Origin of the sequence: Streptomyces sp. JH34 (genome assembly GCF_029428875.1) — a bacterium.
Classification (GTDB): Bacteria; Actinomycetota; Actinomycetes; order Streptomycetales; family Streptomycetaceae; genus Streptomyces.
Genome location: NZ_JAJSOO010000001.1, coordinates 3,943,552 through 3,957,888, shown reverse-complemented (window position 1 = coordinate 3,957,888; position 14,337 = coordinate 3,943,552). Strand labels below are relative to the sequence as shown.

At 70.6% G+C, this 14,337-nt stretch carries 8 protein-coding genes; all 8 read right to left on the bottom strand.

The window, feature by feature from the left end:
- Positions 1-79 precede the first annotated feature (79 nt).
- The 8 genes from tmk to LWJ43_RS17575 all read right to left on the bottom strand — a co-directional run bounded on the left by tmk (position 80) and on the right by LWJ43_RS17575 (position 14,293).
- Complete coding sequence (gene tmk, locus LWJ43_RS17610) at positions 80-3,187, bottom strand: dTMP kinase (RefSeq protein WP_277333190.1); 3,108 nt, start codon at positions 3,185-3,187, stop codon at positions 80-82.
- Between the two features lie 216 nt (positions 3,188-3,403).
- Positions 3,404-6,271, bottom strand: a complete 2,868-nt coding sequence (topA, locus tag LWJ43_RS17605; RefSeq protein ID WP_277333189.1) for a type I DNA topoisomerase — start codon at positions 6,269-6,271, stop codon at positions 3,404-3,406.
- A gap of 279 nt (positions 6,272-6,550) precedes the next feature.
- Complete coding sequence (locus tag LWJ43_RS17600) at positions 6,551-6,748, bottom strand: hypothetical protein (protein WP_277333188.1); 198 nt, start codon at positions 6,746-6,748, stop codon at positions 6,551-6,553.
- A 478-nt stretch (positions 6,749-7,226) separates the two neighbouring features.
- Entirely contained in the window at positions 7,227-8,729 is a 1,503-nt protein-coding gene (locus tag LWJ43_RS17595) for a N5-glutamine methyltransferase family protein (RefSeq protein ID WP_277333187.1), read from the bottom strand.
- 315 nt (positions 8,730-9,044) lie between these two features.
- Entirely contained in the window at positions 9,045-9,671 is a 627-nt protein-coding gene (locus LWJ43_RS17590; RefSeq protein ID WP_277333186.1) for a small secreted protein, read from the bottom strand.
- A gap of 314 nt (positions 9,672-9,985) precedes the next feature.
- A complete protein-coding gene (locus tag LWJ43_RS17585) occupies positions 9,986-12,427 on the bottom strand; it encodes a sodium-translocating pyrophosphatase (RefSeq protein WP_277333185.1) in 2,442 nt (813 codons plus the stop codon).
- A gap of 858 nt (positions 12,428-13,285) precedes the next feature.
- A complete protein-coding gene (locus tag LWJ43_RS17580) occupies positions 13,286-13,735 on the bottom strand; it encodes an ATP-binding protein (protein WP_277333184.1) in 450 nt (149 codons plus the stop codon).
- Between the two features lie 204 nt (positions 13,736-13,939).
- Positions 13,940-14,293, bottom strand: a complete 354-nt coding sequence (locus LWJ43_RS17575; RefSeq protein ID WP_003967428.1) for an STAS domain-containing protein — start codon at positions 14,291-14,293, stop codon at positions 13,940-13,942.
- Between the last annotated feature and the right edge of the window lie 44 nt (positions 14,294-14,337).

The following is a 14,337-nucleotide window of genomic DNA, read 5'->3' as shown; positions in this document are numbered from 1 at the left end:
TGTGCGGGAAGGGTCTGACAATCCCGGCGCTCCGCTCCCGGGCCCCGCCCGGTCACGCCCCGCGGCTCACGTCCGTCCGTCAGCGGCGCGGCTTGCGCCCGCCGCGCCCGGAACCGCCCTGATCGTCGTCGTGGCCACCGAGCAGTTCGTCGGCCAGGGACGGCAGATCGTCGAGCGGTGTCTCCTCGGCCCAGTCGGAACGCTGCCGCTTCCGGCCGCCCTGAGCCTCCCGCCCTGCCCGCGGGTCGCTGACCTGCGGCAGTTCGCGCGTGCGCTCGTTCTCGCTCTCGGCGCCGGAAGCCCGGCGCTCGTCACGGAACACGCCCGGCGGCACCCGGTCCGAGGGGTCCTCGTCCCGCACGGGCCGGAGCACGGCGGTCTCCTCCGCGTCGCGCACGGGCGGCAGCACGGCCGTCTCGTCCGCGTCACGTTCCGGACGCTCGGGCCGGGCGACCGGCACGGGCTGCGTGATCTCGTTCGGATTCACGACCGGCGTCGGCACGGTGAGCTCGTTGTCCGGAACGGACGACCCGGCCGACCTGGAATCGGACCGGCCGGACTCCTGCGCACGCCGCGCCGCGGCGTCCGCAGCGGCCTTCTCGGCGCGGGCGGCCGCCTCGGCCTCGGCGCGACGGCGGGCCTCCTCGGACCTCAGCAGCGCCTCCTCCGCCTTGCGCTGCTTCTCCAGGCGCAGTTCCTCCGCCTCCTTGCGCAGCCGCGCCTCCTCCTGGGCCTGCCTGCGCAGCCGCTCCTGCTCGGCCTCGCGCACCCGCTCCTCGGCTTCGAGGCGGGCACGCTCCTCCTCGGCACGGCGACGGGCGTCCTCGGCGCGCTGCCGGGCCTCCTCCGCCTGCCGTTCGGCCTCACGCTGTCGCGCCTCTTCCTCCTCGCGGCGCCTGCGCTCCTCCTCCTCGGCACGGAGCTTGGCGAGCTGTGCCTGCCGCTCACGCTCCAGCCGCTCCTCCTCGGCCTTGCGCGCGGCCTCTTCCTCGGCCTTGCGCCGGGCCTCCTCCTCTGCCGCCTTGCGAGCCTCCTCCTGGGCCTTGATCTCAGCCTCGGAGAGGGGCAGGAGCCGGTCGAGCCGGTGGCGCACCACAGTGGTGATCGCCTCCGCCTCCTGCCCGGCGTCCACCACCAGGTAGCGGGCCGGGTCGGCCGCCGCGAGGGTGAGGAAGCCGGAGCGCACCCGCTCGTGGAACTCGGCCGGCTCGGACTCCAGCCGGTCGGGCGCCTCGGTGAAGCGTTCCCGCGCCGTCTGCGGGTCGACGTCCAGAAGCACCGTCAGATGCGGTACGAGTCCGCTCGTCGCCCAGCGCGAGATCCTGGCGATCTCGGTCGGGGCGAGGTCCCGGCCGGCACCCTGGTAGGCGACGGACGAGTCGATGTAACGGTCCGAGATGACGATCGCGCCGCGCTCCAGCGCCGGGCGGACGACCGAGTCGACGTGCTCGGCCCGGTCGGCGGCGTACAGCAGCGCCTCAGCGCGGTTGGACAGGCCGGCCGACGAGACGTCCAGCAGGATCGAACGCAGCCGCTTGCCGATCGGGGTGGCCCCGGGCTCGCGGGTCACGACGACCTCGTGTCCCTTGGCGCGGATCCATTCGGTGAGCGCCTCGACCTGGGTGGACTTGCCGGCTCCGTCGCCGCCCTCCAGGACGAGGAAGAAACCGTCTGCCGCGGGGGCTACCGCGGGGTCGCCGCCACGCAGCGCCTCACGCAGGTCGCGGCGCAGCGGGACACCGGAACGGTCGTCCGTCTTCGCGAGGACGATCACCGCGACGGGAAGCAGCAGCGCGCCGATGAGCATCAGCGCGAAGGCGGCGCCGCCGTGTGCGAAGACGAAGTCTCCCGAGCCCAGCCGGTGCCGGCCGATGGCGGCGGCGAGCAGCGGGCCGCCCACGGCGCCGAGCGCGACCAGCACCCGGACGACCGCCTGGAGGTGCTCGGTGTTCCTGGCCTGCCGGAACGCCTCCGTCTCCTGGTCGATGACGGCGTGCCCGATGTGGGCGGCGACCCCGGCGGCATAACCGGCGAGCAGCGCGATCAGCAGCCCGGTGGCGGTGTCCGGCACCAGGCCGAGCGCCAGCAGCGAGACACCGGTGACGGCGACCGCCAGAGCCAGCAGACGGCGCCGCGACAGGGCGGGCAGTACCTTCCGCGCGGTACGGATACCGAGCGCGGTGCCGCCGGTCAGGGCCAGGATCAGCAGGGCGAAGGTGGCCGGACCGCCGCCGAGGTCGGAGGCGTGGAGCACGGAGACGGCGGCAGCGGCGGCGATCGCCCCCGCGACCGCGGAGCAGGCGGCGACGACCAGTGGGATGGTGCCGGTGCGGCCCTTGTCGGTCCCCGTTCCGGCGGTGGGCCGGCGCAGTCCCTCCAGGGGCGAGCAGGGGCGGGGCGTCCGGGTGGCCGGGAGCTCCAGGAAGTACAGGGTCGAGACGGAGGCGGAGAAGAGCCCCGCCGCGAGGTAGGAGCCGAGCGCCGCCTGGTGGAAGGAGAACCAGTCGAAGCCGGTCCCGAGCAGTTCACCGATCAGCGCGGCGACCACCAGCACGGCAGCGGCCGCGGGCACCGCGAGGAAGTTCGTCCGCAGGGAGAGCCTGCGCAGGGCGTCGAGGTGATCCGGCAGCGGGCGCACGGCGGCACCCTCCGGGGGCGGGGCGGGGAGCAGTGCCGGAGCGGCGCTCTCCTTGGCGATCGCCCACAGGCGTTCGCCGACACCCGCCACGAAGACGGTGATGAGGATCATCATGAGTGCCTTGTCCGGCATCCAGTCGATCCACAGCGGCGCGACGACCAGCAGAGCGAGCCGCAGCCCGTCCGCCCCGATCATCAGCCATCGCCGGTCGACCGGCCCGCCGGGCGCGGTGAGCGCCGTAAGAGGCCCCAGGAGTACGGCTCCGAAGAGCACGGTGGAAAGGATCCGGGCACCGAAGACGGCGGCGACGGCAAAGGCCGCCCCGCGGTATCCGGCCCCGAATGAGCCCTCGAGGACCGCCGCTTGCAGCGACAGCAGCACAAGCACGAGAAGGGCGAGTGAATCGCCGATACTGCCGACGAGCTGTGCGCTCCACAACCGCCTGAGCGGGGGAACACGCAAAAGGGCTCGTACGGCGCGCTCGCGTGAGTCTGCGGCAAGTGTGTCGGAGGTGGGGCTCACGACCGGTGGCTGCTCGGCTCGCGTCATCCGCCCAGCCTATCGGCAGCGGCGGGGTACCCGGGGGCCGCGTCCGAACATATGCCCAGTGGATGCGCGGGACCGTCCCGCTCGGATGCCGGAAGGGCCGGGGAGACCCGGCCCTTCCGGCATCCGAGCACGGCGAACGGCCGGCTCCTCACACCCCTGCGACCGGCCCCTCACACCGGGCGCCCGGCCTTCGGCGCCGCGCGTCCGGGCCCGGGGTCAGCTCTCGTCGGACGGAGCCGAAGCCGACTTCCTCGCGGTGGCGGTCGCCTTCTTCGCAGGCGCCTTCTTGGCGGCGGTCGTCTTCTTCGCGGCCGTCGTCTTGGTCGCGGCCGTCTTCTTGGCAGCCGTCTTCTTGGCCGTGGTGGCCTTCTTCGCGGTGGCCTTCTTGGCCGGGGCCTTCTTCGCCGTCTTCTTCTTCGCGGGCCCCTTGGCCCGCTTCTCGGCGAGCAGCTCGTAGCCGCGCTCCGGGGTGATGTCCTCGACGCTGTCGTCGGTCCGCAGCGTCGCGTTGGTCTCACCGTCGGTGACGTACGCGCCGAACCGGCCGTCCTTGACGACCACCGGGGCACCGCTCACGGGGTCCGTGCCCAGTTCCTTCAGCGGCGGCTTGGCGGCGGCCCGCCCGCGCTGCTTCGGCTGTGCGTAGATCGCGAGGGCCTCTTCGAGCGTGATGTCGAAGAGCTGCTCCTCGGACGTCAGCGAACGCGAGTCCGTGCCCTTCTTCAGGTAGGGCCCGTAGCGGCCGTTCTGCGCGGTGATCTCGACGCCCTCGGCGTCCTCACCGACGACACGCGGCAGCGACATCAGCCTGAGCGCGTCGGCCAGCGTCACCGTGTCGAGCGACATCGACTTGAAGAGCGACGCGGTCCGCGGCTTCACCGCGTTCTTGCCCGTCTTGGGCGTGCCCTCGGGCAGCACCTCCGTGACGTACGGGCCGTAGCGCCCGTCCTTCGCGATGATCTGGTTCCCGCTGACCGGGTCGGCGCCGAGTTCGAAGTCACCGCTCGGCTTGGCCAGCAACTCCTCCGCGAGTTCCACGGACAACTCGTCGGGCGCCAGCTCCTCCGGCACGTCGGCGCGCTGGTGGCCCTCGGAGTCCTTCTCGCCCCGCTCGATGTACGGGCCGTAACGGCCGACGCGGAGCTTGATGTCGTTGCCGACGGGGAACGAGGAGATCTCGCGGGCGTCGATCGCGCCCAGGTCGGTCACGAGCTCCTTGAGGCCGCCGAGGTGGTCCCCGTCGCCGTTGCCCGCGTCGGAGGCCGCACCGGCACCGGTCGTGTCGTCGCCGGCACCGAAGTAGAAGCGGCGCAGCCACGGCACGGACTGGGCCTCGCCCCGCGCGATGCGGTCGAGATCGTCCTCCATGCGGGCGGTGAAGTCGTAGTCGACCAGCCGGCCGAAGTGCTTCTCCAGCAGGTTCACCACGGCGAACGAGAGGAACGACGGCACCAGGGCCGTGCCCTTCTTGAACACGTAGCCGCGGTCGAGGATGGTCCCGATGATCGAGGCGTACGTCGACGGGCGGCCGATCTCGCGCTCTTCGAGCTCCTTGACCAGCGACGCCTCGGTGTACCGGGCCGGAGGCTTGGTCGCGTGACCGTCGACCGTGACCTCGTCGGCGGTCAGCGCGTCGCCCTCGGCGACCTGCGGCAGACGGCGCTCACGGTCGTCCAGCTCGGCGTTCGGGTCGTCCGCGCCTTCGACGTACGCCTTCATGAAGCCGTGGAAGGTGATCGTCTTGCCGGACGCGGAGAACTCGGCGTCCCGGCCGTCGCTCGCCCGGCCACCGATCTTCACCGTGACGGAGTTACCCGTGGCGTCCTTCATCTGGGAGGCGACGGTCCGCTTCCAGATCAGCTCGTAGAGCCGGAACTGGTCACCGGTGAGGCCGGTCTCCGCCGGAGTGCGGAAGCGGTCGCCGGAGGGGCGGATCGCCTCGTGCGCCTCCTGCGCGTTCTTGACCTTGCCGGCGTAGGTGCGGGGCTTGTCGGGCAGGTAGTTCGCCCCGTACAGCTGCGTGACCTGCGCCCGGGCCGCGGAGACCGCGGTGTCCGAGAGGGTCGTGGAGTCCGTACGCATATAGGTGATGAAGCCGTTCTCGTACAGCTTCTGCGCCACCTGCATCGTGGCCTTGGCCCCGAAGCCCAGCTTCCGGCTCGCCTCCTGCTGGAGGGTCGTGGTGCGGAAGGGCGCGTACGGCGAGCGGCGGTAGGGCTTCGACTCGACCGAGCGGACCGCGAACGTGGAGTCGGCGAGCGCCGAGGCCAGGGCGCGGGCGTTGGCCTCGTCCAGGTGCAGCGTCTGGGCCGACCCCTGCTTGAGCTGCCCGTCGGGACCGAAGTCGCGGCCCTGGGCGATACGGCGCCCGTCGACCGCGCTGAGGCGGGCGGTGAGCGTCGAGGGATCGGAGATGTCACCGGTGCGCCCGGTGGCGAAGGTGCCGGTCAGGTCCCAGTACTCGGCGGAGCGGAAGGCGATGCGCTCGCGCTCCCGCTCGACGACGAGGCGGGTCGCCACGGACTGGACACGGCCCGCGGAGAGCCGCGGCATGACCTTCTTCCACAGGACCGGCGAGACCTCGTAGCCGTAGAGACGGTCGAGGATGCGGCGGGTCTCCTGGGCGTCGACCATGCGCTGGTTGAGCTCGCGCGGGTTGGCGACGGCGGCCCTGATCGCGTCCTTGGTGATCTCGTGGAAGACCATCCGGTGGACCGGGACCTTGGGCCTGAGGACTTCCTGCAGGTGCCACGCGATGGCTTCGCCCTCGCGGTCCTCATCGGTGGCGAGGAAGAGCTCGTCGGATTCGGCGAGGAGCTGCTTGAGCTTCCTGACCTGGGACTTCTTGTCTGCGTTGACGACGTAGATCGGCTGGAAGTCATTGTCGACGTCCACGCCGAGGCGGCGTACCTCACCGGTGTACTCGTCCGGCACCTCGGCCGCGCCGCTCGGCAGGTCGCGGATGTGCCCGACGCTCGCCTCGACGACGTATCCGGGGCCGAGATAGCCCTTGATCGTCTTCGCCTTGGCAGGCGACTCGACAATGACGAGTCGGCGGCCTGCGGTCTCGCTGGTCGGGGACAACTTCGCTCTTCTCTCCGGTCGGCACTCGTGGGCATCCGGGCAGCGCTCTTACGCTGCCCGCGGTGCTGTCGCTGCGGAGTGTGACGGTACAACCCGCCCCCGTGTCAAACGGCAAAAGCCCGCAACGGCCACTCGAACGGTAACCCGACTTCCGCCATTCCTGCCGCCCGGACCACCCGGTCCGCTCCTCGCGGGGCTGTCGCCTGCGGGTTTCGGACCCCTGTCGGGGAACCAGCCGGGCGGCTGTCCGACGGCCGCCGGACGTGCCGGACAAGAGGATCAGATGCGGGTGAGGCACCACACGCCGAGGACGAGGAAGAGTACGCCGAAGAGCGTGGCCAGAACGGTGGAGGCGACGGGGCTCACACCGAGCGCCACCGGCGCGCGCTGGATGGTGCGCGCCCCGGTCCAGACGAGGAGGGCGGCGCCGAACAGCGCGAACGCCGCACCGGCGAAGACCGCGGTGACACTCTCCATGTCGTACCCCTCACGCTCTTCCCCTCGGCTGCCGCCGCGGGCCCGTACGCCGTCGCGGCCCACGTGGCCCGCCCAGCCGTCGGACCGTGCGGACGGCTCGACTGAGGGGAGGCTGCCACCCGGGGGCGGCGCCGGCACGAACCGGGGATGAACGGGGCGCGGCTGTCCGGCGTACCGGCGGGAGCGGAACCCGGCACGGCGTACCGGAGCCGTCAGCGGTCGCGACAGGAGGCGCTGGTCAGAAGGGTGTTCGGCCGAGGAGGGGGCGAATCCGGCGTGCGGGAGCGGAGGCCGCGCAGTTGTGCCGGCCGTGCGGGAGCGGAGCAGGACCGCACAGCTGTGCAGACGTGCGGGAGCGGAGCAGGAGCGCGAAGCTGTGCCGACCGTGCGTGCCGGTACGACCGGCGCCCGGAGCCGGGGTAGTCGGAGCCCCCGGGCGACCGGGGAGCGGCCGGCACCACCGGTGCCGGCCGCCTCGTCACCGCACGGGCTCCAGGAAGCCTTCCTCCACCAGCAGTCGGATCGCCTGCGGGGTGCGGTCGCGGAGCAGCACCGGGTCCTCGGCCATCAGCTGGGCGATGGCGTCCAGGATCCTGCCCGCCGGCAGCGAACCGTCGCACACACCCGCGAACCCAGCCCCGACGGCATCGACCTTGGTCGCCCGGCGCATTCCGCGGTGCTGACGCAGCACCACATGCTCGGGGTCCTCGGCGCCCGGCAGCCCCACCTGCTCCTGCACGACCTCCTCGGCAAGGGTGAAGTGCGCGGAGAGCAGGGCCGCGTCGTCGTGCTCACGCAGATAGTCCTGCCGTGCGAAATGGGCCTCCACGGCGGATCCGAGGGGCTGTTCCACCGCGTGCGGCCACTCCTCGGCAACGAGTGACGGATTCCCTGCGGCGGCCGCGGACTTCCGGAGCGTGATCCACCCGAAGCCGACGGCCCTGGTGCTGCGGGCCTCGAACTCGTCCAGCCAGGCTTCGTAACGCTCGGCGTACACGGCTGAATCGGTGCGGTGGTCGCCGCTGTCACGCAGCCACAGCTCGGCGTACTGGGTGACGTCCTGCACCTCGCGCTGCACGATCCACGCATCGCAGCCGGCGGGCACCCAGGAGCGCACCCGGTCCTGCCATTCCTCGCCGTCCACGTGCTGCCAGTTGGCGAGGAACTGGGCGTAACCGCCTTCGCGGAGACGCTCCCCGGCCTGCTGCACGAGAGTCCGGCACAGATCGTCACCACCCATGCCGCCGTCGCGGTACGTCAGCCTGGCACCCGGTGAGATGACGAAGGGCGGGTTGGACACGATCAGGTCGTACGTCTCCGTACCGACGGGTTCGAAGAGGGACCCCTCCCGCAGATCGGCGGGCGCCGCTCCGGACAGAGCGAGAGTCAGACGGGTGAATTCCAGAGCGCGCGGGTTGACGTCCGTGGCGGTGACCCGAGTGGCGTGCTGGGCGGCGTGCAAGGCCTGGATACCGGAACCCGTGCCGAGATCGAGCGCCGAGGTGACGGGCTTTCGCACCGTGATCCCGGCGAGCGTGGTGGAGGCCCCGCCGACGCCCAGGACGACGCCTTCCTCGTGCGAGCCGATGCCGCCGGCGCCGCCGACGGCGCAGCCCAGGTCGGAGACGATGAACCAGTCCTGCCCTTCGGGCCCGCCGTAGGGGCGGACATCGACGGTGGCCCTGACCAGGTCGCCCTCCTGGGCCACCCACCCGTCCTCGACGCACTCCGCCAACGGGAGGGCCGCGGCGGCCGCGGCGGCCGGCACGGGGCACTGCAGCAGGAACAGCCGCACCAGCGTGTCGAGCGGCGAGTCTCCGCGGGTGGCCCGGAGAGCTGGGACGGTCTCGCTGCGGGCGAGCGCGGCATACGCGGGCGCGCCGAGCTGCTCGAGGAGGCCATCGGCGGTGAACGCGGCGGCGATCAGGGCTTCGCGGAGCCGGGCGGCACGGGCGGATGCGGGGAGGCTGGTCGTACTCACCCGACCATTGTGGCCGCTCCCGCCGACAACGGCAGCGGCCCGGCGCCCGTGAGGGTCGGCCGGGCCGCTGTGAGCGCGTCCCGCCACTGGGACCGCGCGCTGTTCACGGCTCCTGCGGCAGCGGGGAATCCGGGGCCGCGCGGACGCCGAGGTGGCGGAGCTGACGCGCGTGTCCGCCGGAACGGGTGCCGGTACGACCACCGTCGGTGCTCCCGGCCCGGCCCGCAGGCCTTCCCGCGTCCACGAGGTCGCGTTCCTCCGGCCGTCCGCCTCTACGGGATCGCGCCGAGGGCTCCCTCCAGCACCTCGTCGCTGCTACGCCTTCTCGCTCGCCGAGGCCGACGGCGAGGCGGACTCCGACGCCGGGGCGGACGGAGCGGAGGCGGGAGGCGCAGAGGCCGTGGGCTTCTGGCACCCCTTCTGCTTCGCCATCGCGGAGCCGACCTCGCCGGACTGGAGCTTCTTCAGCGCCTGGTCGCCGTTGGTGCTGATCTTGTTCAGCTCGTCGGCGATGCCCTTGAGACCATCGGCGAACTTCGCCTGGTCCTTCGTGTCGAGCGCATCGACCTTCGTCTTCAGGCTCGCGTAGGCCACGGAGGAGGCGTTGAGCTCCTTCACGGCCTCCTTCTGCGTGGTCTCCCCGCCGTCCACGGGCGGCGCGCCCGCCGACTCCACGGCCGTGCCCAGTGCCTTGTACGCCTGCGAGATCTGCTGGAAGGCGGCCGAGTCGGTCTTCTGGACGTCGGCGGGCTTGCTGTTGTCGGCGGTCTGCTGCTGGATCGCGGCGTTGGCGTTCGCGATCTTCTGCAACTGGGGCTGAACCTGGTCACAGACCTTCTTCGCCCAGTCGTTCACCTTGTTGTCGCTGTCGTCGCTGCAGCCCGACAGCGTCAGTACGAGTACCGCACCGCCGGACAGTGCGGCTGCAAGCTTCTTGTTCACCGGATTGGGTCCCTTCCAAGGCTCTCGGCCCCGGAACTTACACGGCGAGTGGGCGACAATCAGGCGCCCGGTATCCACTTTGTATTCTTTTGCAGCCATTTGCACCAAGAGAAGTGAGGGAGATACAACTCACCTGCCCACCCGGACGCCTGTACGGATCCATCCCGACGGCCGAGAGCATCCGCGCACGAGGGCGGCGGCGGACGGCACATCAGAGTGCGTCGTCCGCCACCCCTTTGAGCAGACGTCACCTGCCGACCGTCCGGCTCGGGACCGCCGGACTCACGAAAACGCCCCGCCCGTGACCGCCGGACTCACGAGAGAGCCGCCGGGCCGGTGGCCCCGGCAGGACCGTCAGCACCACCCCCGTCACCGGTCTGACCGCCGCTGTCACCCACGGTGATTCCCCGCCGCTTGGACACGTAGACGGCGCCGATGATGACCACGACGGCGATGACGGCGACCAAGGTCCTCACGCCCGCGCTGGCATCGTCGCCGTAACTGAACTGCACCACCGCGGGGGCGATCAGCAGCGCCACGAGATTCATCACCTTGAGCAGCGGGTTGATGGCCGGGCCCGCCGTGTCCTTGAACGGGTCGCCGATCGTGTCACCGATGACTGTCGCGGCATGGGCCTCGCTCCCCTTCCCCCCGTGGTGACCGTCCTCGACGAGCTTCTTGGCGTTGTCCCACGCGCCACCGGAGTTGGCGAGGAAGACCGCCATCAGGGTTCCCGTGGCAATGGCACCCGCGAGATACGAGCCGAGCGCCCCGACCCCCAGGGTGAATCCCACCGCGATGGGGGCGAGGACAGCGAGCAGACCCGGCGTGGCCAGCTCGCGCAGCGCATCCTTGGTGCAGATGTCGACCACGCGTCCGTACTCGGGCTTCTCCGTGCGGTCCATGATCCCGGGGTGCTCCCGGAACTGCCGGCGCACCTCGTGAACCACGGCTCCCGCCGACCGGGAGACCGCGTTGATGGCCAGCCCGGAGAAGAGGAAGACGACGGCGGCTCCGAGGATCAGGCCGACCATGTTGTTCGGCTGGGAGATGTCCAGGCTCAGCCCCAGCTCCCCCGCCCTGGCACCCACGTCGTCGACGGCGGTGGCGATCGCGTCCCGGTAGGAGCCGAAGAGGGCGGCCGCCGCCAGGACCGCCGTGGCGATCGCGATGCCCTTGGTGATGGCCTTGGTGGTGTTCCCGACGGCGTCGAGGTCCGTGAGGACCTGAGCTCCCGCGCCCGTGACGTCTCCGGACATCTCGGCGATTCCCTGGGCGTTGTCGGAGACCGGACCGAAGGTGTCCATCGCGACGATGACGCCCACGGTGGTGAGCAGGCCGGTTCCCGCCAGGGCCACCGCGAAGAGCGCGAGCATGATCGACGTGCCGCCGAGCAGGAACGCGCCGTAGACGCCTAGACCGATCAGGAGAGCTGTGTAGACCGCGGACTCCAGGCCGAGGGAGATGCCCGCGAGCACGACGGTCGCCGGACCGGTCAGCGAGGACTTCCCGATGTCCCGCACGGGACGCCGGGTGGTCTCGGTGAAGTAGCCCGTGAGCTGCTGGATCAGAGCGGCGAGCACGATCCCGATGGCCACGGCGACCAGCGCGAGGACGCGCGGGTCACCGCCGTGCGAGGTGATGGCGTCGTCCGTGACACCGCGCAGCCCGGCATAGGAGGACGGCAGATGGACGAGGACGGCCACTGCCACGAGGACGAGGGAGATCACCGCGGACACGAAGAATCCGCGGTTGATGGCGCTCATCCCGCTGCGGTCGGCGCGCCTGGGAGCCACGGCGAAGATCCCGATCATCGCCGTGACCACCCCGATCGCCGGCACGATCAGCGGGAAGGCGAGCCCCGCGTCCCCGAAGGCGGCCTTGCCCAGAATGAGTGCGGCCACGAGCGTCACGGCGTACGACTCGAAGAGGTCTGCGGCCATGCCCGCGCAGTCACCGACGTTGTCACCCACGTTGTCGGCGATGGTGGCGGCGTTGCGCGGATCGTCCTCGGGGATGCCTTGCTCCACCTTGCCCACGAGGTCGGCGCCCACATCGGCGGCCTTGGTGAAGATGCCGCCGCCGACCCTCATGAACATGGCGATCAATGCGGCACCGAGACCGAAGCCCTCCAGCACCTTGGGTGCGTCCGCGGCGTAGACGAGCACCACGCAGGACGCACCGAGCAGGCCGAGGCCCACCGTGATCATGCCGACTACGCCACCCGTACGAAAAGCGATCTTCATCGCTTTGTGCGAAACAGCGGTGAGGTCTTTCTCAGGTTCGCCCTGCGCGGGAGTCGCTTCCCGCGCGGCGGCGGCCACGCGCACATTACTTCGGACGGCGAGCCTCATACCGATGTACCCGGTGGCTGCCGAGAAAAGCGCCCCCACCAGGAAGAACAGCGAGCGCCCGGCGCGCTGCGACCAGTTGTCGGCCGGAAGCAGCAGAAGCAGGAAGAACACGACCACGGCGAAAATTCCGACGGTACGCAGCTGCCGTGCCAGATAGGCGTTGGCGCCTTCCTGGACGGCGGCCGCGATCTCTTTCATTCGTGCGGTGCCTTCTCCGGCGGCCAGCACCTGGCGCGCCAGCAACCGGGCCACCACCAGCGCGGCAAGGGCGACGACCGCGATGAAGACGACGATCAGCCGGTTCCCATCGGTGAGTACTGCGGCTGCGAGTGGGGCTGACCGGCCGGAAGGTACGGACACGTGCGTCAGTTCTGCCAGTGGGGTGTTGAAGAACTCCGCCATACGTCCTCCTTGACGCTGAGCGCTCAAGACGTGGACGGATTGTAGGGAGAAGCGTCCGACCAAAACAGTGGGTGGTCAATGAAATCGCTTTTAGTCCACCCAACGGCAAATGATCTCGGACACACCTGGACCCGAATGCAGTAACGGGACTGACGCATGACGAGCATGAATTGTCGGAGATCAACTGATCAAGAGCTCACTGATCAAGAGCAAAGAAGAACTTCTGCCCACCGTAGCTTCGCCGACCACGCCGGAGGCAGACCACGCACGCCGGAGGCAGACCACGCCGGAGGCAGACCATGTCCGCAGCGGGCCGTGTCGGATGCCGGCCGTGGCCGATGTCGGCCGTCGGATGCCGGCCGTGTCGGATGCCGGCCGTGTCGGATGCCGGCCGTGGCCTATGCCTGCCCTGAAGCTGTCAGGTTCAGGAACCGGGCTTGAAGCGGGGCCGGAAGCAGGCCAGGGTTCGAAGCAGACAAGGGTTCACAGGCGACAAGGCCCGAGAACGCGACGCACCCCCTGTCAGCCGGGCGCCCCGGGGTCGAGGCAACAGGGCTGAACACGCTTGGTGGAATGACGACCGGGGTAGGCAGGTTCGCTCAGATCGGCGCATGAGCTGCGCGGAAACGAAACCGCGCGGGCGGAGCGAGCGCCCCAACGCAACAGTGAAGGCACCTTGGGGGATGGGCCGCCCCATCGGAGGCAACGCGGCATGTGATGCGGGTCCGAGCAGGGCCGGGCAGGTCGTGAATCATGCGCACCGAGCAGGGCCGGGTGCGTGAACCACGCCCGCTGAGCAAAGCCGGGCGGGCGGTGTGCATCACGCCCGGCCGGAACAGCGGCACCGGGCGGGGTGAGTCAGGGAAGCACGACAGCCGGAGTTGTCGGCCAGGTCATGCGGATCACGCCGCCGTCGGCACCCGTACGGACTTCCACGTCGTCGACCAGTCCGCTGATGACGGCGAGGCCCATCTCGTCCTCGCTGTCGGCATCCGTCTCCGGGACGCCTGGACCTCCGGCGCCGGGCACTCCCGACGCCGAGGTGCCGCTTCCAGGGGTGAGATGCCCGTCACCGACCTCGATGGAGAACGCCTTCTCGTCCTCGGTCAGAACGACCGTGACGGGGGCGGCGATGTCATGGCTCCGATGCAGCCCTACGGCACGGCTGCACGCCTCGCCGACGGCGAGTCTGACTTCGTCGAGCACCGCCTCGTCGACGCCGGCCCGGCGCGCCACCGCGGCTGCCACGAGGCGGGCCGTCCTGACGTGTTCGGGCTGAGCGCTGAAGCGGAGTTCAACGGTTGGCATGCCATCCCCCTCGAACGTATGGGCGTGCATCTCAGGGGCCCGGGCGTGGCGCCCGGTACCCCTGCTCTCATTCTCCCCCGGGAACCGACGAAGCCGGCAGCCGACCACATGGTCGACCGCCTGCTCGTGGCGGCCCATCTGCTGCCGCCTGCCGGTCCGTCACCGCCATGCCTGCCGACCTTGGAACTGCCGGCCTGCACCGACTCAGTCGGTGGCCGCGACAGCCTCGTCGACCGTGGTGTGAATCGGAAACACCTTGGTCAGGCCTGTGATCCGGAAAATCTTGAGAATGCGCTCCTGGTTGCACACCAGGCGCAGCGAGCCCTCATGGGCCCGAACACGCTTCAAGCCGCCCACGAGCACGCCGAGGCCGGTGGAGTCGAGGAAGTCGACGCCTTCCATGTCGACAACCAAGTGGTAGCTGCCGTCATTCACCAACTCGACCAACTGCTCGCGCAGCTTGGGCGCGGTATACACATCAATCTCGCCACCGACCTCGACGACCGTACGGTCGCCACCAGGCCCGGACACATTGCGAGTCGACAGGGACAGGTCCACGGATCCTCCAGCACCTTGCTATCGAGCGGTCGCCCCTCGGTCTC

What these genes read in the sequence shown, in the direction of transcription:
- LWJ43_RS17585 (WP_277333185.1), bottom strand. Translation starts at nt 12,427, where the DNA reads ATGGCGGAGTTCTTCAACACCCCACTGGCAGAACTGACGCACGTGTCC.
- LWJ43_RS17600 (WP_277333188.1), bottom strand. Translation starts at nt 6,748, where the DNA reads ATGGAGAGTGTCACCGCGGTCTTCGCCGGTGCGGCGTTCGCGCTGTTC.
- tmk (WP_277333190.1), bottom strand. Translation starts at nt 3,187, where the DNA reads ATGACGCGAGCCGAGCAGCCACCGGTCGTGAGCCCCACCTCCGACACA.
- LWJ43_RS17580 (WP_277333184.1), bottom strand. Translation starts at nt 13,735, where the DNA reads ATGCCAACCGTTGAACTCCGCTTCAGCGCTCAGCCCGAACACGTCAGG.